The sequence below is a fragment of the Klebsiella sp. HMSC16C06 genome (genome assembly GCF_001808325.1).
Lineage (GTDB): Bacteria > Pseudomonadota > Gammaproteobacteria > Enterobacterales > Enterobacteriaceae > Klebsiella > Klebsiella variicola.
This window is the reverse complement of the sequence record NZ_KV793007.1, coordinates 46,646-66,454: the sequence shown is the minus strand read 5'-3', so window position 1 is coordinate 66,454 and position 19,809 is coordinate 46,646. Positions and strand designations below refer to the sequence as shown.

At 58.0% G+C, this 19,809-nt stretch carries 15 protein-coding genes; 6 read left to right on the top strand and 9 right to left on the bottom strand.

What is annotated here, in order from left to right; translation table 11 throughout:
* The first annotated feature begins 612 nt into the window (after positions 1-612).
* Together malP and malQ are read left to right on the top strand one after the other, a co-directional pair.
* Positions 613-3,003 carry a maltodextrin phosphorylase gene (gene malP / locus HMPREF3142_RS16610; protein WP_070612234.1) on the top strand — a complete coding sequence of 797 codons (2,391 nt, stop codon included), beginning with the start codon at positions 613-615 and terminating at the stop codon, positions 3,001-3,003.
* 10 nt (positions 3,004-3,013) lie between these two features.
* Positions 3,014-5,110: a 4-alpha-glucanotransferase gene (gene malQ, locus HMPREF3142_RS16605; RefSeq protein ID WP_008806998.1), complete on the top strand. Its 2,097-nt coding sequence runs from the start codon at positions 3,014-3,016 to the stop codon at positions 5,108-5,110.
* Between the two features lie 98 nt (positions 5,111-5,208).
* Here the strand turns inward: malQ and gntT are convergent, their stop codons facing one another.
* The 3 genes from gntT to gntX all read right to left on the bottom strand — a co-directional run bounded on the left by gntT (position 5,209) and on the right by gntX (position 8,169).
* Entirely contained in the window at positions 5,209-6,525 is a 1,317-nt protein-coding gene (gene gntT, locus HMPREF3142_RS16600) for a gluconate transporter (RefSeq protein WP_008806999.1), read from the bottom strand.
* A 335-nt stretch (positions 6,526-6,860) separates the two neighbouring features.
* Positions 6,861-7,436 carry a Fe-S biogenesis protein NfuA gene (gene nfuA / locus HMPREF3142_RS16595; RefSeq protein ID WP_002920540.1) on the bottom strand — a complete coding sequence of 192 codons (576 nt, stop codon included), beginning with the start codon at positions 7,434-7,436 and terminating at the stop codon, positions 6,861-6,863.
* A 58-nt stretch (positions 7,437-7,494) separates the two neighbouring features.
* A complete protein-coding gene (gene gntX, locus HMPREF3142_RS16590) occupies positions 7,495-8,169 on the bottom strand; it encodes a DNA utilization protein GntX (RefSeq protein ID WP_022065517.1) in 675 nt (224 codons plus the stop codon).
* 39 nt (positions 8,170-8,208) lie between these two features.
* Between gntX and bioH the strand changes: the two genes are divergently transcribed.
* A complete protein-coding gene (bioH, locus tag HMPREF3142_RS16585; protein WP_032733884.1) occupies positions 8,209-8,982 on the top strand; it encodes a pimeloyl-ACP methyl ester esterase BioH in 774 nt (257 codons plus the stop codon).
* Between the two features lie 120 nt (positions 8,983-9,102).
* Entirely contained in the window at positions 9,103-9,372 is a 270-nt protein-coding gene (locus HMPREF3142_RS16580; protein WP_002920510.1) for a YdgH/BhsA/McbA-like domain containing protein, read from the top strand.
* Between the two features lie 86 nt (positions 9,373-9,458).
* Here HMPREF3142_RS16580 and feoC read toward each other — a convergent pair whose 3' ends face one another.
* The 5 genes from feoC to greB form a co-directional block, all read right to left on the bottom strand.
* Positions 9,459-9,698, bottom strand: a complete 240-nt coding sequence (gene feoC, locus HMPREF3142_RS16575; protein ID WP_004202151.1) for a [Fe-S]-dependent transcriptional repressor FeoC — start codon at positions 9,696-9,698, stop codon at positions 9,459-9,461.
* A 9-nt stretch (positions 9,699-9,707) separates the two neighbouring features.
* Positions 9,708-12,026: a Fe(2+) transporter permease subunit FeoB gene (gene feoB, locus HMPREF3142_RS16570; RefSeq protein WP_008807002.1), complete on the bottom strand. Its 2,319-nt coding sequence runs from the start codon at positions 12,024-12,026 to the stop codon at positions 9,708-9,710.
* 28 nt (positions 12,027-12,054) lie between these two features.
* On the bottom strand, positions 12,055-12,282 hold the full coding sequence (gene feoA, locus HMPREF3142_RS16565; protein WP_002920506.1) for a ferrous iron transporter A: 228 nt from the start codon (positions 12,280-12,282) through the stop codon (positions 12,055-12,057).
* Between the two features lie 419 nt (positions 12,283-12,701).
* Entirely contained in the window at positions 12,702-15,032 is a 2,331-nt protein-coding gene (locus HMPREF3142_RS16560; protein ID WP_012967135.1) for a Tex family protein, read from the bottom strand.
* Positions 15,033-15,132: 100 nt separating this feature from the next.
* On the bottom strand, positions 15,133-15,606 hold the full coding sequence (greB, locus tag HMPREF3142_RS16555; RefSeq protein ID WP_008807004.1) for a transcription elongation factor GreB: 474 nt from the start codon (positions 15,604-15,606) through the stop codon (positions 15,133-15,135).
* Positions 15,607-15,833: 227 nt separating this feature from the next.
* On the opposite strand from greB, the gene ompR reads away from it, so the two are divergent.
* Both ompR and envZ read left to right on the top strand, forming a co-directional pair.
* Complete coding sequence (gene ompR, locus HMPREF3142_RS16550; RefSeq protein ID WP_001157751.1) at positions 15,834-16,553, top strand: osmolarity response regulator transcription factor OmpR; 720 nt, start codon at positions 15,834-15,836, stop codon at positions 16,551-16,553.
* Positions 16,550-17,905, top strand: a complete 1,356-nt coding sequence (envZ, locus tag HMPREF3142_RS16545; RefSeq protein WP_012540408.1) for a two-component system sensor histidine kinase EnvZ — start codon at positions 16,550-16,552, stop codon at positions 17,903-17,905. The genes ompR and envZ overlap by 4 nt, the downstream gene beginning before the upstream one ends.
* A 77-nt stretch (positions 17,906-17,982) precedes the next feature.
* On the opposite strand, the gene pckA is transcribed toward envZ, so the two are convergent.
* The gene (pckA, locus tag HMPREF3142_RS16540; protein ID WP_070612233.1) at positions 17,983-19,605 is read right to left on the bottom strand and encodes a phosphoenolpyruvate carboxykinase (ATP); all 1,623 of its coding nucleotides are present in this window, start codon (positions 19,603-19,605) and stop codon (positions 17,983-17,985) included.
* Positions 19,606-19,809 lie beyond the last annotated feature (204 nt).

The following is a 19,809-nucleotide window of genomic DNA, read 5'->3' as shown; positions in this document are numbered from 1 at the left end:
CGCTGTGCAAGAGAGAGGTTGCGATTTTTTTTGCGCTTCGTAATTAATATCTAATAAGGTCGGTGATTATGAAATTTATTGCAAGTTATGTCCGAACTTTATGCTCTTGAATTTGCTCTATGTCACAAATTTTGACATTGGTTGAGAATGGGGAAAAATCGCAGGCAGAACTCGCCGCCAGCGGTTTTCAGGCGGCGGCTGGCGGAGCGGGGAGAGATTTATTTTATGTGAAGAGTAGTTGTTTGTTTTTATTAAATTATTGTCAGAGATTTCTTAGAAGTAATCTTTTTTGCGGATCAATGTGATGAAATGTGCTTATTTCTCCAGAGCTCTCTATTTATTTTTTTAATAACCTGGCGAGAGGCGGAAAGATTTTTAGCGCGTATTGGCCTGTAACAAATTTTTTCCCTGCGGACGTAACCTCTCGATTGTCATATCGCGGTGATTTTTACAGCATATTTTTGCCTTCTCACCCACACTATAGTGTCCAGGATCACACTTTTCGCTCATCCCCGCCACTCCTCCCTGTCTAATCCCCGTCGGGATGAGGACGATGAATCGGGAGGTCGGCACACTAGCGCCATCGTTTTAGTAAAGGACCCGGATCTCATTATGTCACAGACTTCATTTAACAAAGCTCAGTTTCAGGCTGCACTGACGCGTCAGTGGCAGCATTTTGGTTTACAGTCCGCTTCCGAGATGACACAGCGTCAATGGTGGCGCGCGGTCAGCGGAGCGCTGGCGGAACTTCTGGCGGCGCAGCCGGTAGCGAAACCGGCGCAAGGACAGCGTCACGTTAACTACATCTCGATGGAGTTTCTGATTGGTCGCCTGACCGGCAACAACCTGCTCAACCTGGGCTGGTACGAGGGCGTCAGCGACGCGCTGAAAGGCTACGACGTCAACCTCACCGATCTGCTGGAAGAAGAGACAGACCCGGCGCTGGGTAACGGCGGCCTGGGACGTCTGGCAGCCTGCTTCCTCGACTCCATGGCGACGGTGGGGCAGTCGGCGACCGGTTACGGTCTCAATTACCAGTATGGCCTGTTCCGCCAGTCCTTTGACGATGGCCAGCAGATGGAAGCCCCGGACGACTGGGGGCGTAACAGCTACCCGTGGTTCCGCCATAACGAGGCGCTGGATGTCCAGGTCGGCATCGGCGGGAAAGTCAGCAAAAACGGCGAATGGCAGCCGGCGTTCGTCATTACCGGCGAAGCCTGGGACCTGCCGGTGCTTGGCTATCGCAACAACGTCGCCCAGCCACTGCGTCTGTGGCAGGCCAAACACGCTCATCCGTTCAACCTGACCAAATTCAACGATGGCGATTTCCTGCGCGCCGAGCAACAGGGCATCGACGCGGAAAAACTGACCAAGGTGCTGTACCCGAACGACAACCATCAGGCCGGTAAAAAACTGCGCCTGATGCAGCAGTACTTCCAGTGCGCCTGCTCAGTGGCCGATATCCTGCGTCGTCATCATCTGGCAGGCCGCAAGCTGGCCGAGCTGGCGGATTACGAAGTGATCCAGCTGAACGATACGCACCCGACCATCGCCATTCCGGAGCTGCTGCGCGTGCTGATCGACGAGCGCCAGCTGAGCTGGGACGACGCCTGGGCGATCACCAGCAAAACCTTTGCTTACACCAACCACACCCTGATGCCGGAAGCGCTGGAGTGCTGGGATGAGAAGCTGGTGAAAGCGCTGCTGCCGCGCCATATGCAGATCATTAAAGAGATCAACGACCGCTTTAAACAGCTGGTGGACAAAACCTGGCCGGGCGATAAGCAGGTCTGGGCGAAGCTGGCGGTGGTGCATGACAAGCAGGTTCGGATGGCCAACATGTGCGTGGTGGGCGGCTTTGCTGTCAACGGCGTGGCGGCGCTGCACTCGGATCTGGTGGTAAAAGATCTGTTCCCGGAATATAACCAGCTGTGGCCGAACAAATTCCATAACGTGACCAACGGCATCACGCCTCGCCGCTGGATCAAGCAGTGCAACCCGGCGCTGGCCTCGCTGCTGGATGAGACGCTGAAAAAAGAGTGGGCCAATGACCTCGACCAGCTGATCAACCTGGAAAAATACGCTGACGATGCGGCGTTTCGTCAGACTTATCGCGATATCAAGCAGGCCAACAAAGTTCATCTGGCTGAGTTTGTGAAGCAGCGTACCGGGATTGAGATCAACCCGCAGGCGATTTTCGATATTCAGATCAAACGCCTGCACGAGTACAAGCGTCAGCACCTTAACCTGCTGCATATTCTTGCGCTGTACAAAGAGATCCGCGAAAACCCGCAGGCGGACCGCGTGCCGCGCGTCTTCCTGTTCGGCGCGAAAGCGGCGCCGGGCTACTATCTGGCGAAAAACATTATTTTTGCCATCAATAAGGTAGCGGAAGCGATCAACAATGACCCGAAAGTCGGCGATAAGCTGAAGGTGGTCTTCCTGCCGGACTATTGTGTATCGGCAGCGGAAAAACTGATCCCGGCGGCGGATATCTCCGAGCAGATCTCCACCGCGGGTAAAGAAGCCTCTGGCACCGGCAACATGAAGCTGGCGTTGAACGGCGCGCTGACCGTCGGGACGCTGGATGGCGCTAACGTGGAAATCGCTGAGCAGGTGGGCGAGGAAAACATCTTTATCTTCGGCCACACGGTTGAAGAGGTGAAAGCCCTGAAAGCGAAAGGCTACGATCCGCTGAAATGGCGTAAAAAAGACAAGCTGCTCGATGCGGTGCTTAAGGAGCTGGAGAACGGCACCTACAGCAACGGCGACAAGCATGCCTTCGATCAGATGCTGCACAGCCTGCTGCAGGGCGGCGATCCGTACCTGGTGCTGGCCGATTTCGAAGCCTACGTAGCGGCGCAAAAACGGGTAGATGAGCTGTATCGCGACCAGGAGGCCTGGACCCGCGCGGCTATCCTCAACACCGCGCGCTGCGGCATGTTCAGCTCCGACCGCTCGATCCGCGATTATCAGCAACGTATCTGGCAGGCGAAACGCTAAAGGAAGGCCTATGGAGAGTAAACGCCTCGATAATGCCGCGCTGGCGGCGGGCATCAGCCCCAGCTATATCAATGCGCACGGCAAGCCGCAGTCTATCGCGGCTGTCACCAAACAGCGCCTGCTGGATGCGATGCATCGCTCTACCGCCGCCACGAAAGTGGCGGTTAACCCGCTGCCGAACGTGAAAATTTTCACCCACGGCAAAAAAATGTCGCTGCCGGTGGCAGGACGCGGTGAGTATCAGTGGATCCTGACCACTGAGGACGGTAAGCAGTATCAAGGGAAAACCCGCGGCGGCGAGACGCTGCCGCTGCCGGCTAAACTGCCGGAGGGGTACCACTCCCTGACGCTCACCCAGGAGGGAGAGCGTTGGCACTGCCGGACCATTGTCGCGCCGGCGCGCTGCTACGAACCGCAGCCGCTGAAAGAGGGGAAAAAGCTGTGGGGCACCTGCGTGCAGCTTTATACCCTGCGCTCGGAGAAAAACTGGGGGATCGGCGATTTTGGCGATCTGCGGGCCATGTTGCCGGAAATCGCCCGCCGCGGCGGGTCGTTTATTGGCCTTAACCCGATACATGCTCTCTATCCGGCGAACCCGGAGAGCGCCAGTCCGTATAGCCCGTCTTCACGTCGCTGGCTAAACGTCATCTACATCGACGTTAATGCGGTTGAAGATTTCCAGCGTAGCGAAGAGGCGCAGGCGTGGTGGCAGTCCGCAGCGACCCAGCAGGCCTTGCAGGCGGCGCGGCAAACGGATGATGTCGACTATACCGCGGTCACCACGCTGAAAATGACCGCGCTGCGTATGGCGTGGAAACGATTCTCTCGTCGTGAAGATGAGCAGATGACGGCGTTCCGCGAGTTTGTTCTGCGCGAAGGGGAAAGCCTCTACTGGCAGGCCGCTTTCGATGCGCTGCACGCCTGGCAGGTACAACAGGACCCGCTGCGCTGGGGCTGGCCGGCCTGGCCGAAGGCCTTTCAGGATATCGACAGCCCGGAGGTGAAAGCCTTCTGCATTGAGCATGAGGACGACGTCAGTTTCTATCTCTGGCTGCAGTGGCTGGCCTGGAGCCAGTTCGCCGCCTGCTGGGAAACCAGCCAGCGCGACGGGATGCCGATTGGCCTCTACCGCGATCTGGCGGTGGGCGTCGCCGAAGGCGGGTCGGAGACCTGGTGCGACCGTGAGCTGTACTGCCTGAAAGCGTCCGTGGGCGCGCCGCCGGATATTCTGGGCCCGCTGGGCCAGAACTGGGGCCTGCCGCCGATGGATCCGCATATTATTGCCGCTCGCGCCTATGAGCCGTTTATCGACCTGCTGCGCGCCAATATGCAGAACTGCGGCGCGCTGCGCATCGATCACGTAATGTCGGTGCTGCGTTTGTGGTGGATCCCCTATGGTGAAACCGCCGACCATGGCGCTTACGTTCAGTATCCCGTCGACGATCTGCTGTCGCTTCTGGCGCTGGAAAGCCAGCGTCATCGCTGCATGGTGATCGGCGAAGACCTGGGCACGGTACCGGTGGAGATTGTCAGCAAGTTACGCAACAGCGGCGTCTATTCTTATAAGGTGCTCTATTTTGAGAGTGATGCAGAGAAAACGTTCCGCGCGCCGGCGCTGTACCCGGAGCAATCAATGGCTGTGGCGACGACGCACGACCTGCCCACCCTCCGCGGCTACTGGGAAAGCGGCGATCTGACGCTAGGTAAAGCGCTGGGGCTCTATCCTGATGAGGTGGTGCTGCGCGGACTGTACCAGGACCGCGAGCTGGCGAAGCAAGGGCTGCTGGATGCGTTGCATAAGTACGGCTGTCTGCCCAAACGTGCCGGGCATAAGGCCTCGCTGATGAGCATGACCGGGATCCTCAACCGGGGGATGCAGCGTTACATTGCCGACAGTAACAGTGCGCTACTGGGCCTGCAGCCGGAAGACTGGCTGGAGATGGCGTCGCCGGTTAACATTCCGGGTACCAGCACCGAATACCCGAACTGGCGCCGGAAGCTGTCCGTCACCCTGGAGCAGATGTTTGCCGATGAACAGGTCAATAAGCTGATTAAGGATCTGGATAAACGGCGCAAGGCGGCGAGCAAGAAAGCCGCCGCCAGATGACTTCCCGCCGCGTCGTTTGCTGCGCGGCGATGAGCATGTCCGATAAAAAAGGCCGGTCCGCATTATGCGGACCGGCCTTTTTCTGTGCGGGAGTATCCTTACACCACCATCCCCAGCAGCAGACAGCCTACCAGGCCGCATACTGAGATAATGGTTTCCAGCACCGACCAGGACCTGATGGTCTCGCCGATGGTCAGGTTAAAGTACTCTTTGAACAGCCAGAAACCCGGATCGTTGACGTGAGAGAAGATAACGCTGCCGGAGCCAACGGCGATAACCATCAGTTCCGGGCTGACGCCGGTGGTGGCGATCAGCGGCGCGGCAATCCCGCCTGCGGTGATGGCGGCAACGGTCGCCGAACCCAGCGCGATACGCAGCACTGCGGCGATTGACCACGCCATAAACAGCGGAGACATGTTCGATTCGTGCATGATAGAGGCGATGTATTTATCCATGCCGCTATCCACCAGCACCTGTTTGAAGGCGCCGCCGCCGCCGATGATCAACAGCATCATCGCGATGATTTTAATAGAAGAAGTCAGGGTATCGTTGATCTGCTCCATGGAGCGGCCGCGGTTCAAACCGAAGGTGAACAGGGCGATCAGTACCGCAATCAGGGTGGCCATCACCGGGTCGCCGAAGAACTCAGCAATCGGCAGGAAGGCGTGGCCCTTCGGCAGGATCATCTCGGCCACGGCGCGCATCGCCATCAGGATCACCGGTACCAGCGAGGTCCAGACGCTGACGCCAAAGCCAGGCATCTCTTCTTCTGTGAACACTTTCGGGTTATGCAGGCCTTCCGGGATCGGCTTATCAATGCCTTTCAGGAAGCGCGCAAACACCGGCCCTGCCAGGATAACCGTCGGGATAGCCAGAATGGTGCCGTAGAGCAGCGTTTTGCCCATATCGGCATGGAAGATGGTGGCAATCGCTGTCGGACCCGGATGCGGCGGCAGGAAGCCGTGGGTGACAGAGAGCGCGGCGGCCATCGGGACACCGACGTACAGCAGCGGGATGCGGGCCGAGGCGGCGATGGTAAATACCAGCGGCAGCATCAGCACGAAGCCTACTTCATAGAACAGCGCGAAGCCGACGGTGAAGCCGGTCAGGACCACGGCCCACTGAATATGCTTCTTACCGAACTTATTGATAAGGGTAGTGGCGATACGCTGGGCGCCGCCGCAGTCTGCCAGCAGTTTACCGAGCATAGCGCCGAAGCCCATGATCAGCGCGAGGCTGCCAAGGGTGCCGCCAACGCCGTTCTTGATAGAGACGATCACTTTATCCAGCGGCATACCCTGCATTAATCCGACGGCGAGCGCCACCAGAACCAGCGCAATGAAGCCGTTCATTTTGAAACGGATCATTAACAGCAATAACAGGGCAACCCCGATAGCAACGATGATTAATGGCATGATTTACCTGGCCTTAATTTGTTATGGGTAACGTCAAAGATTCAACCTGTAAGACATCTGCCCCATGTGGGAGCAAAATAGTCTGGCACCGTAAATACTTGCATTATCCTTACCCAGAGAAAGGATAGCTGGCTATTTTTTTGCCGGTGGTGCCTGAAGGGGATGATACGGGTAACATGTGAGGGTTGAGAATCACCTGACGGGGGAAAATGTTAAATATGAGACTTAAGTCATACTCTTTCCCCGGTTTTTGCCGGTCATTTAGCGGGAGATGTTGCGCGGTAACACAGAAAGGGCCAGGGAGGACCGGCGGCAGGGTGCCGCCGGAGGAAGGCTTAGTAGTAGGAGTGCTCGCCGCGCTGATGCTCGGTCAGATCGCGAACCCCTTTCAGCTCCGGAAACTCGTTCAGCAGCTGCTTTTCAATGCCTTCTTTCAGAGTCACGTCAACCATCGAACAGCCGTTGCATCCGCCGCCGAACTGCAGAATAGCCAGACCGTCGTCGGTGATCTCCATCAGCGACACGCGGCCGCCGTGGCCTGCCAGCTGCGGGTTAATCTGCGACTGCAGCAGGTACTCGACGCGCTCCATCAGCGGGGCATCGTCAGAGACTTTGCGCATCTTGGCGTTCGGCGCTTTCAGCGTCAGCTGCGAGCCAAGCTGGTCGGTGACGAAATCAATTTCAGCGTCTTCCAGATAGGGCGCGCTGAGCTCATCGACATAGGCGGTCAGCTGTTCAAATTTCAGCGCCGTGTCGGTGTCTTCCACCGCATCCGGTGGGCAGTAAGATACGCCGCACTCAGCGTTTGGGGTGCCGGGATTAATCACAAATACGCGAATTTGCGTCCCTTCTTCCTGATTTGCCAGCAGTTTGGCAAAGTGCGCTTGTGCAGCATCGGAAATACGGATCATAGCGTTGGCCTAATAGTTGACTATTTTACTGGGTTATAATACGCCCATCAGCGGGGGTCTACAAGGTACGGCACAAACACCATACCTGAACCGTCGCGGCGCCGTTTCGCAAAAGCAGGCGGGATATCTCGGCGACGGTGCTGCCGGTCGTGACGACATCATCCACGATAGCGATATGGAGTCCCTCCACGGCAAATTCAAGCTGAAAGGCATTTTTCAGGTTCTGCCTGCGCTGGCGGGCATTGAGCGAATGTTGGACGGCGCCGGCTCGCTGGCGCGTCAGGCCTTCCCGATGCCAGACGCAACCTCGCCAGCGGGCTAACGGTCGGCACAGTTCGTCACACTGATTATAACCCCGGCGCCAGCGGCGGCGATGCCACAGCGGTACGCCGACCATACCGTCCACCGGCGGCAAATCGTCACACTGCAGAAGACGCAGCAGCAGCAGGCGCGCGAGGGCGGGCCCCAGCTCCGGACGATGGTGAAACTTCAACTGCTGGACCAGACCGCTCAGCGGCGGGCGATAGTCATTGACTGCCACCAGCCAATGCCAGGGAGGTGGTTTTTGCAGGCAGCGGCCGCAGGGGTGATGGGATGTCGCCGCCGGCAGGCCACACTGGGGGCAGAGCGGGGGGCAGGCGAGCAGGGCGCGGCTGCAGCGGGAGCAGATCCCCCAGCAGGCGACCGCCAGCGGCATTTGGCATAGCCAGCATAAGCTGTGTGCTGTTAGCATATTTGGCCTTCTGTCCAGTAAAAAAGAGAACGGTAACGGATGAACGACATCTGGTGGCAAACAATCGGCGAAGGGGATTGTCATCTTGTGCTGCTGCACGGCTGGGGACTGAACGCTCAGGTATGGGATTGCATCACGCCGCAGCTGGCTTCGCATTTTACCCTCCACCTGGTGGATCTGCCTGGCTATGGCCGCAGCGGCGGGTATGGGGCGATGTCGCTCGAGGCGATGGCGCAGCGGGTGCTGGAGCAGGCTCCTCCTCAGGCGGTGTGGCTGGGCTGGAGCCTGGGCGGGCTGGTGGCAAGCCAGGTGGCGATGATGCACCCGGAACGCGTGCAGGCGCTGGTGACGGTTGCCTCTTCCCCCTGTTTCGCGGCTTGTGACGACTGGCCCGGCATCAAACCCGAGGTGCTGGCCGGGTTTCAGCAGCAGCTGAGCGACGATTTCCAGCGCACCGTCGAGCGATTCCTCGCTCTGCAAACCATGGGCACAGAGAGCGCGCGTCAGGATGCGCGGGCGTTAAAGCAGGCGGTGCTCTCGCTGCCGATGCCTTCCGCCGAGGCGCTGAACGGCGGACTGGAGATCCTCAGAACCGTCGATCTGCGCCAGGCGCTGGTTGGGTTGCCGATACCGTTTCTGCGGCTGTATGGCCGGCTGGACGGACTGGTGCCGCGCAAGATTGTCCCGCTGCTGGATGAGCTGTGGCCGGAAAGCGAGTCAATCCTCTTCGATAAGGCGGCGCATGCGCCGTTTGTTTCCCATCCCGCGGCCTTCTGCGAGCCGCTGCTGGCGTTGAAAACGCGGCTGGGGTAATTTTTTTTGCCGCGCCATGGTAAATGGGCCATTCCTAGCAATACTTAGGTTGTTACGGTGGTTGATTATTTCATTCCGCCACCGTGACCTACAATAACAACCTTATGGAGAGTAGAGGCTATGAAACTTGTTACAGGAATGGTTGCATCTCTGGTGATTGGCACCCTGTCTTTTGGCGCATTTGCCGCGAAAGAGATCCAAAAAGAAGACGTGGCGAAGATGAATTTGACCAAGGTCGGCAGCATCACGACCTCCAGGACGACGTCACCGATGGACGCCCGACGCGATCTGTCTAAAAAAGCCGATGAGCTGGGTGGGAAATACTTTGTGGTGATTGCCGGGCAGAAAAACGAAAAAACCGTACACGCTAACGCTGACGTTTATAAATAATCCAGTCATAAAAAACGGGCCTGTTGGCCCGTTTTTCACTGCTGACTTACTCGTTTTACCCGTTGCACGACCAGGCCTGACTCCTTTCATCGCAGCGCCCACCACTCCTGCTGGCACGCCGCTTTCCCTTCAGGACAGCTTTTACAGCTGCCTGAGAGACAGCCCTCGCTCGTTTCGCTGATCCGTACCACCTTACCCATGGCTTCCATCCGTTCCAGCATCGCGTCAATCAGCGGCTGAGGCGTCCGCAGGCGGGCGCTGAGCTGTTTCGCCTCCATACGCCCCTGCAGGGCCAGCATATCGCGGACTTCCATTAACGACGCCACAGACCCTCCTTAGTGGCAATCGCCAGCCGGGCTGGAACAGCAGGAGGCCGGCGTTTTTCGGGTGGCCAGCAGCGAGACATCCACCCGGCTGCGCGCCCGGCGCAGCAGGCCGAAGAGCACCACGTTGAACAACACCACCGCCAGGATACACACCAGGCTGTAGCGCGGATGGTCGCTAAAGCTGACGGTCTGGTAATAGAGCGTCGAGAGCGAATAGGCGATATTCAGCCCCCACAGGATGGAGAAGGTCATCCAGCCGCGGCTCGATTCGCGGGCGATGGCGCCCATCACCGAGATGCAGGGGATATAGAGCAGAACGAAGATCAGGTAGCTGTATGCCGCCGCCGCGCTGCCAAATTTACTGCCCATCACGCCCATGGCGCCGGTGGCCATCTCGCCATCGCCTTTGCTGGCTTCGATGGGGTTGGCCAGGACGCTGAGGCTGAAGGTGTCTTTCAGTCCCTGCCATGTTTCGTCGACGGCGGCGAGCAGTTCTTCGCCGAGGCTGAAGGTCTGCGGATTGAATTCCTCATTCTGGATATCTTCGGCGGTATAGAGGGTGTTCAGCGTACCGACCACCACCTCCTTCGCCATCGCGCCGGTAAACAGGCCGACGGTGGCCTGCCAGTTATCTTCATGCACGCCGATCGGTTTAAACACCGGCGTAATGACCCGGCTCACCGAGGCCAGCGCGGAGTCGTTGATGTTGTCGACGACCTTACCGCTCAGCGAGAAGCTGTTCAGCGCGCTGAGGAAGATGCTGACAATGACGATCACCTTCCCGGCGCGCAGCACAAAGCCTTTCAGGCGCTGCCAGGTCTGGATAATCAGGCTCTTGATGTGCGGGACGTGGTACACCGGCAGCTCCATCACGAACGGCGAGGCTTCGCCACGCATAATGGTGTGCTTCAGCATCAGGCCGGTGAGAATGGCCATCACAATGCCCAGCACGTAGAGCGAGAAGACCGCCAGCGCACCGTTCTGACCAAAGAACGCGGCCGCGAAGACGGCGAAGATCGCCAGCCGCGCGCCGCAGGACATAAACGGCGCCATCATAATGGTCATCAGACGCTCGCGCGGTGCGTCAAGGGTGCGGGCGCCCATCACCGACGGCACGTTGCAGCCGAAACCGACAATCAACGGGACAAAGGATTTCCCCGGCAGGCCGAGGGCTTGCATCAGGCGGTCCATGACAAAGGCGGCGCGCGCCATGTAGCCGGAGTCCTCGAGGAAGGAGAGGAACAGATACATCATGCCGATCTGCGGCACCAGCGGCAGTACGGTGTTGATACCGCCGCCGATCCCCTGGGCGAGGAACACGGTCAGCCAGTCCGGGAAGTGCAGGGTGTAGCCCAGCCATTGAATACCGTGAATAAAGACCGCGACCGAACCGGCATCAAAAATCGGCTGCAGCGCGCCGCCGATGTTGATCGCCAGCAGGAACATCAGGTACATGACAAAGAGAAAAATCGGCAACCCGAGGAAGCGGTTGAGGATCACTTTGTCCATCGCCGCGGTGAAGCGGCTCGGCTCGGCGGTCAGGGTGTTGCTGACGGCGTCGCAAATGGCGGCGATGGTCTGATAGCGTGCGTCTGCGATATGCAACGCCGGGTCGTCGATCTCGTCGCTGAGATTCGCCAGAGCAATATCCAGTTTATCGGCGGCGTCGCCGGCATAGGCCCGGCTGTAGATATCGCCCTCCAGCATCTGCAGACCCAGCCAGCGCCGCTGCCGGGTCGGGATCTGCGCTGACATTTGCTGCGCCAGCAGGTCAGCTTCGCGCAGCAGCGGCTGCGGATAGTGAACCAGCTCAATATCGCTGTTCGCCTGATGACGGTCGAGGGCAATCTTCAGCGCTTCGATTCCGCGTCCGCGGGTTGAGACCAGCGGAATGACCGGGCAGCCGAGACGGGCGGCGAGGGCGTCGATATCGATACGCACCTGCTGCTTTTCGGCGATATCCAGCATGTTCAGCGCGACGACGCAGGGGATCCCCAGCTCGAGCAGCTGCAGCGTCAGATAGAGGTTTCGCTCAAGGTTGGAGGCATCAACCACGTTAATCAGCATGTCGGCATCGCCGCTCAGGATGTAGTGGCAGGCAATCTGCTCGTCCAGCGAGGTCTGCGAAGAGATGGTGGTCAGGGAGTAGGTTCCCGGCAGGTCGACCAGCGTGACCTGATGGTCAGTGGTGGCGAAAACGCCCTCTTTACGCTCAACGGTGACCCCGGCCCAGTTGCCTACGCGCTGGCGGGCGCCGGTCAGCTGATTAAATAAGGTGGTCTTGCCAGAATTAGGATTACCAATTAAACCAACGGTTAATTTTTTCATATTTCAGACTCTTGTGCCGGGCCAGCCGTTATTGTGCAACCGCTTCCAGTTCGATTAAGGCGAGATCTTTTTTGCGTAATACCAGACTGACGCGTCGGGTTTCAATATGAACAGGATCGCCGAGCGGCGCTACGCGAACCACATGAAAAGAGGAACCGGGCAGCATGCCGAGGGAGAGTAATTTCTGACGGTATGCTGGGCTAATATCGCGGGAGAATCCGGTAATTTTCCACGCACTATCAGGTGTGAATTGCATAGGGCCTACTTGTCTATCGCTAACCGAAGAAGAATTTTCCGGACGCCTGGAGGCAGCTGCGCCGGGGACCGTAGCCAACGAAAAAGGAAAAAACGTTCTGAAAGTGATGATAATGAGAATGGTTTTTATCATCAATACATATGATGCGCTTCGCGCTATTTTTATAGCGAAAATCACCTTTTTATTGATATGCCGCAAAATCCAGTCGGTGATCAAATAGCGCAAAATATTATTTCGGCGATCTAATGTTTAATTAAGGTTTCTTAAGTTAACGAAATGAAAATAATAATTTCGCGACCTTTCCTTAACGGAATTAATGCAGATTATCAGAAATGACTGAACCCGTTTTGCGCGTAATGGCGGCCGTATCGCCAGGGGATAAAAAATGAAAACTGCCCCTGAAAAGGGGCAGGGAGAGATTAGCGTTTTTTACCCATCGCCGCAGCGAGGGCATCCATCATTGCGCTGTTACCGGCAGGCTGTGCCTCGCGACCGCGGGGTTTGGCGGCTTTCGCGGCCGGGCGGTTGCCCTGGGGGCGATCCTGACCGCCGCCGCGGCGGGCGTTGCTGTCGCCTGGCTGCTCGTCGAGACGCATGGTCAGAGCGATACGTTTACGCGGCAGATCGACTTCCATGACTTTGACCTTCACGATGTCGCCCGCTTTCACCACGGTGTGCGGATCTTCAACAAACCGGTCAGAAAGCGACGAAATGTGTACCAGTCCATCCTGATGGACGCCGATATCGACAAACGCGCCGAAATTGGTGACGTTGGTGACGGCGCCTTCCAGGATCATCCCCGGCAGCAGATCGTTCATGGTCTCTACGCCGTCGGCGAACTTCGCCGTCTTAAACTCCGGACGCGGATCGCGGCCCGGTTTTTCCAGCTCTTTGATAATGTCGGTGACGGTCGGAACGCCGAACTTCTCATCGGTGAAATCCACGGCCTTCAGATGACGCAGTTCGCTGCTGTTGCCCATCAGATCTTTCAGCGCCTGTTGGGTGGCGGCCAGAATGCGCTCGACCACCGGATAGGCTTCCGGGTGCACGGTGGAGGCATCCAGCGGGTTATCGCCATGGTTGATACGCAGGAAGCCGGCGCACTGTTCAAAGGCTTTCGGCCCCAGACGGCTGACCTTCAGCAACTGCTGGCGATTCTGGAACTGGCCGTTCTCGTCGCGCCAGGCAACGATGTTCTGCGCCATCATGCGGGTCAGGCCGGCGACGCGGGTCAGCAGCGGAACGGAGGCGGTGTTCAGGTCAACGCCGACGGCGTTCACGCAGTCTTCCACCACTGCGTCCAGCTTACGCGCCAGTTGGGTCTGGCTGACATCGTGCTGATACTGGCCGACGCCAATCGATTTCGGGTCGATTTTCACCAGCTCGGCCAGGGGATCCTGCAGACGGCGGGCGATGGAGACCGCGCCGCGCAGCGACACGTCGAGGTCCGGGAACTCCTGGGCCGCCAGCTCGGAGGCGGAGTAAACGGAAGCCCCGGCTTCGCTGACGATCACCTTCTGGGCGGTGACTTTCGGGAACTGCTTCTGCACGTCGAGGAAGAAACGCTCGGTTTCACGCGAGGCGGTACCATTGCCGATGGCCACCAGCTCAACATTGTACTTTTCACACAGCGCGGCGACGACGACGGCCGCTTTGGCGGCCTGGCCGGTATGGGGATAGATGGTATCGGTGGCGACCAGTTTACCGGTGGCGTCGACGACGGCCACTTTCACCCCGGTGCGCAGGCCCGGATCGAGTCCCATGGTGGCGCGCAGCCCGGCGGGCGCGGCCATCAGGAGGTCGTGCAGGTTACGGGCGAAGACGTTGATGGCTTCGTCCTCCGCGCGCTCGCGCACGGTGCCCATCAGCTCGGTTTCGAGGTGCATCAGCACTTTGATACGCCAGGTCCAGCTGACGACACCTTTACGCCAGCTGTCCGCCGGGGCGTTATTCAGGCGCAGGCCAAGGTGGTCGATAATAATTTGCTCGCCGTGGCTCTCTTTCGGCGGCTCGTCAAACTGCGGATCGGCGTTTAAAGAGAGCTGCAGCACGCCTTCGTTGCGACCGCGGAACATCGCCAGCGCGCGATGCGACGGCACGGTGGCGATCGGTTCATGGTGATCGAAGTAGTCGCGGAATTTGGCGCCTTCCTCTTCTTTGCCGCTGACGACGGTGGAGACCAGGTGGGCGTTTTTCCACAGATAGTCACGGACCTTCGCCAGCAGCGCGGCGTCTTCGGCAAACCGCTCCATCAGAATATAGCGCGCGCCGTCCAGGGCCGCTTTGCTGTCGGCGATGCCGTTGTCAGCGTTAATATATTTTGCGGCTTCCGCTTCCGGATCGTGGGCCGGTTCGTTCCACAGCAGGTCAGCCAGCGGCTCCAGCCCGGCTTCGATGGCGATCTGCCCGCGGGTACGGCGCTTCGGCTTGTACGGCAGGTAGAGGTCTTCCAGTTCGGTTTTGCTCAGCGTGGAGGTGATGGCTTTTTCCAGCGCGTCGGTCAGTTTGCCCTGTTCAGCGATGGATTTGAGGATCGCCTGACGACGGTCTTCCAGTTCGCGCAGATAGCCAAGGCGGGTTTCCAGATTACGCAGCTGCGTGTCATCCAGACCGCCGGTGACTTCTTTACGATAACGTGCAATAAACGGCACGGTGTTCCCTTCATCAAGCAGGCGAACGGCAGCTTCTACCTGTTCGGCTCTGGCCTGAAGTTCACCCGCAATAATGCGGCAGAGCGAATCATTCATCATGGCTTTTAATTCATCTTTAGGGTCAAAAATCAGGGACTAGTTATACGGACTGACGGCTGAAAATGCCAGTCGCGCCCAGTGTCTCTCGGAAAGTTCTTGTCTATTTTACGTATTCGATCTCGTTGACATACCAGCTGGCTTCGCCCGCCGGCGTGTTAACGATAGCCAGATCGCCGACCTCTTTTTTCAGCAAGGCGCGCGCCATCGGTGAGTCGATGGAGATGTAGTCTTTGCGGCCAAAAATCTCATCGTAGCCGACGATGCGAAAGCGTTTGGTATCGCCCTCGTCGTTTTCGATCTCTACCCAGGCGCCAAAGAAGACTTTGCCTTCCTGCTGCGGGGAATAATCGACGATCTTTAACTGTTCCAGACATTTGGTCAGATAGCGGACCCGGCGATCGATCTCCCGCAGTCGCTTTTTGTTGTACTGGTAGTCCGCGTTCTCGCTGCGGTCGCCAAGGCTGGCGGCCCAGGTGACCTTTTTGGTCACTTCCGGGCGCTCCTGGCGCCACAGGTAGTCCATTTCCTGCTTCAGTTTTTCATATCCCTCGCGGGTGATCAGCGGCGTTTTCATCGTGAGTTCAACCTTCTGACAGTCTGTCGTTGCGCACAATTTGTAGCGCGTAATAATACCGACAGGATAAATACTGTGTCTTATGATTAAATGTATACTTAACCTGCTGTTAAATATGCTTTGTAACAATTTAGCCTGGAATATATACCAGATTTAGCTGGTGAGCGCGCCGGGCTTTTTTGAGAATACGCACTGACTATTGCAGTGAACCTTTGGGAGTACAAACAATGCAAGAGAATTATAAGATTCTGGTTGTGGATGACGACATGCGCCTGCGTGCGCTGCTCGAACGTTATCTGACCGAGCAGGGCTTCCAGGTTCGTAGCGTGGCGAACGCCGAACAGATGGATCGTCTGTTAACCCGTGAATCCTTCCACCTGATGGTGCTGGATCTGATGCTGCCTGGGGAAGATGGTCTCTCGATTTGCCGTCGTCTGCGCAGTCAGAGCAACCCGATGCCGATCATTATGGTGACGGCGAAAGGTGAAGAGGTTGACCGGATCGTTGGCCTGGAAATCGGGGCTGACGACTACATTCCGAAGCCGTTTAACCCGCGTGAACTGCTGGCCCGTATTCGGGCGGTGCTGCGTCGTCAGGCGAATGAACTGCCGGGCGCGCCATCGCAGGAAGAGGCGGTTATCGCCTTTGGTAAATTCAAACTGAACCTGGGCACCCGCGAGATGTTCCGTGAAGACGAGCCGATGCCGTTGACCAGCGGCGAATTTGCGGTCCTGAAGGCGCTGGTGAGTCATCCTCGCGAACCGCTGTCGCGCGATAAGCTGATGAACCTCGCCCGCGGCCGCGAATATTCAGCGATGGAGCGCTCCATCGACGTTCAGATCTCCCGCCTGCGCCGCATGGTGGAAGAGGACCCGGCGCATCCGCGCTATATCCAGACCGTCTGGGGTCTGGGCTACGTCTTCGTCCCGGACGGCTCTAAGGCATGAAACGCGTGCGCTTTTCGCCGCGCAGCTCCTTTGCTCGCACGCTGCTCCTGATCGTCACCTTGCTGTTCGTCAGCCTGGTGACGACCTATCTGGTGGTACTGAATTTCGCGATCCTGCCGAGTCTCCAGCAGTTTAATAAAGTATTGGCCTACGAAGTCCGTATGCTGATGACCGACAAACTGCAGCTGGAGGATGGCACCCAGCTGGTGGTGCCCCCGGCGTTTCGTCGTGAAATTTATCGTGAGCTGGGGATTTCGCTCTATTCCAATGAAGCGGCGGAAGACGCAGGGCTGCGCTGGGCGCAGCATTATGAATTCTTAAGCCAGCAGATGGCGCATCAGCTCGGCGGCCCCACTGAGGTGCGGGTGGAGGTCAATAAAAGCTCCCCCGTGGTGTGGCTGAAGACCTGGCTGTCGCCCAATATCTGGGTGCGGGTACCGCTGACCGAGATCCATCAGGGCGACTTCTCGCCGCTGTTCCGCTATACCCTGGCGATCATGCTGTTGGCGATAGGCGGCGCCTGGCTGTTTATCCGTATTCAGAACCGTCCGCTGGTAGATCTCGAACACGCGGCGCTGCAGGTCGGGCGCGGTATTATCCCGCCGCCGCTGCGAGAGTATGGCGCCTCTGAGGTGCGCTCTGTGACCCGCGCCTTTAACCATATGGCCGCGGGCGTGAAACAGCTGGCTGACGACCGTACGTTGCTGATGGCCGGGGTCAGCCACGATTTACGTACTCCGCTGACGCGCATTCGTCTGGCCACCGAGATGATGGGCGAGCAGGACGGGTATCTCGCGGAGTCGATTAACAAAGATATCGAAGAGTGCAACGCCATCATCGAGCAGTTTATCGATTATCTGCGCACCGGGCAGGAGATGCCGATGGAGCTGGCGGACCTCAATGCGGTGCTGGGGGAAGTGATCGCCGCAGAGAGCGGCTATGAACGTGAGATCGCCACTGCCCTGCAGGCCGGTGAAATCCCGGTACGCATGCATCCCCTGTCTATCAAGCGTGCGCTGGCGAATATGGTGGTGAATGCGGCCCGCTACGGCAATGGCTGGATCAAGGTCAGCAGCGGCAGCGAAGCGAGTCGGGCCTGGTTCCAGGTGGAAGATGACGGGCCGGGGATCAAACCTGAGCAGCGCGAACATCTGTTCCAGCCGTTTGTACGCGGCGATAGCGCCCGCAGTACCAGCGGCACCGGGCTGGGGCTGGCGATTGTTCAGCGTATTATCGACAATCACAACGGCCGGCTGGAGATTGGCTCCAGCGAACGCGGCGGATTACTGATCCGCGCCTGGCTACCGGTGCACCGGATGCTGGCGCCGATGAAACCCGCCAAAGAGAGCTGATCGCGACCGCGATTGGCCGATCAGGACGTTGCACAACAAAAAGCCGGGCAAGCCCGGCTTTTTCACCTCTGCGCCCGTTAGCGCTGCGGCCCTGCCGCCACCAGCGCGGCGCCCGCTGGCGTATCGGTATACTTCTCAAAGTTCTCGATAAACAGCTTCGCCAGCTGATCGGCTTTTTCCTGCCACTGCTCCGGGGAACCATAGGTGCTGCGCGGATCGAGGATCTGGGTATCCACACCCGGGAGCGCCGTTGGGATCTGCAGGTTAAACATCGGCAGGGTAAAGGTCTCCGCGTTGTCCAGCGAGCCATTGAGGATGGCGTCGATGATGGCGCGGGTATCTTTAATCGAGATACGCTTGCCGGTGCCGTTCCAGCCGGTATTGACCAGATAAGCCTGCGCGCCGGCCGCCTGCATACGTTTAACCAGCACTTCGGCGTACTGTGTCGGATGCAGCGACAGGAAGGCGGCGCCAAAGCAGGCGGAGAAGGTTGGCGTGGGCTCGGTCACGCCGCGTTCGGTGCCGGCCAGTTTGGCGGTAAACCCGGACAGGAAATGGTACTGGGTCTGATCGGCGGTCAGGCGGGAGACCGGTGGCAGGACGCCGAACGCATCGGCCGTCAGGAAGATCACTTTGGTGGCGTGACCCGCTTTGGAAACCGGTTTAACAATGTTGTCGATATGGTCGATGGGGTAGGAGGCGCGGGTGTTTTCAGTCTTCGAACTGTCATCGAAATCGATAGTGCCATCGGCGCGCACCACCACGTTTTCCAGCAGAGCATTGCGGCGAATGGCGTGATAGATATCCGGCTCGGCCGCTTCAGAGAGCTTGATGGTCTTGGCGTAGCAGCCCCCTTCGAAGTTAAACACGCCGTCGTCATCCCAGCCATGTTCATCATCGCCAATCAGGCGGCGTTTTGGATCGGTGGAGAGGGTGGTTTTGCCGGTGCCTGAGAGGCCGAAGAAAATAGCGACATCGCCTTTTTCGCCGACGTTGGCTGAGCAGTGCATGGAGGCGATGCCCTTCAGGGGCAGCAGGTAGTTCATGATCGAGAACATCCCTTTCTTCATTTCGCCACCATACCAGGTGCCGCCGATCAGCTGGATGCGCTCGGTGAGGTTGAAGGCGATGAAGTTTTCCGAGTTCAGACCTTGCTCTTTCCACTGCGGGTTGGTGCACTTCGCGCCGTTCATCACGATGAAGTCGGGCTCGAAGTCCGCCAGCTCTTCATCGCTCGGGCGGATGAACATGTTTTTAACGAAGTGCGCCTGCCAGGCCACTTCGGTAATAAAGCGCACGCTGAGACGGGTATCGGCGTTGGCGCCGCAGAAGGCGTCGACGATAAACAGCCGTTTACCGGACAACTGCTGGGTCACCAGCCCTTTCAGATGCTGCCAGGTTTCCTGTGAAAGCGGCTTGTTGTCGTTTTTACCTTTGCCTTTATCGGACCACCAGACGGTATCGCGGGTGGTGTCGTCGCGAACGAGATACTTATCTTTCGGAGAACGGCCGGTAAAAATGCCCGTGTCGACGGCGATAGCACCCAGACTGGTTAATACGCCACGTTCGTAACCTTCCAGGCTGGGGTCGAGCTCTTCCTGAAACAACATATCGTAGCTGGGGTTGTGGACGATATCCTGAACGTCATTGATACCATAAGCCTTGAGATCCTGCGGGGTTAAACCATGATTAACGCGCATGTCACTGCTCCTTAGCCAAGATGTACTGCTGTAAATTGTAGGGTTTCTTACCGGGTATTGACCGCGACCAGGCTCATAGATTTACGTATCTCGACATTCCTCAGAATGACGAAAAAAACGGTGACTCCTGTCACGAAGTGAAGTGGATTATCTCAGGAAATGGACGGATGTTGGGGGTAGATGTTTATTAATGGTTAAAAAGTA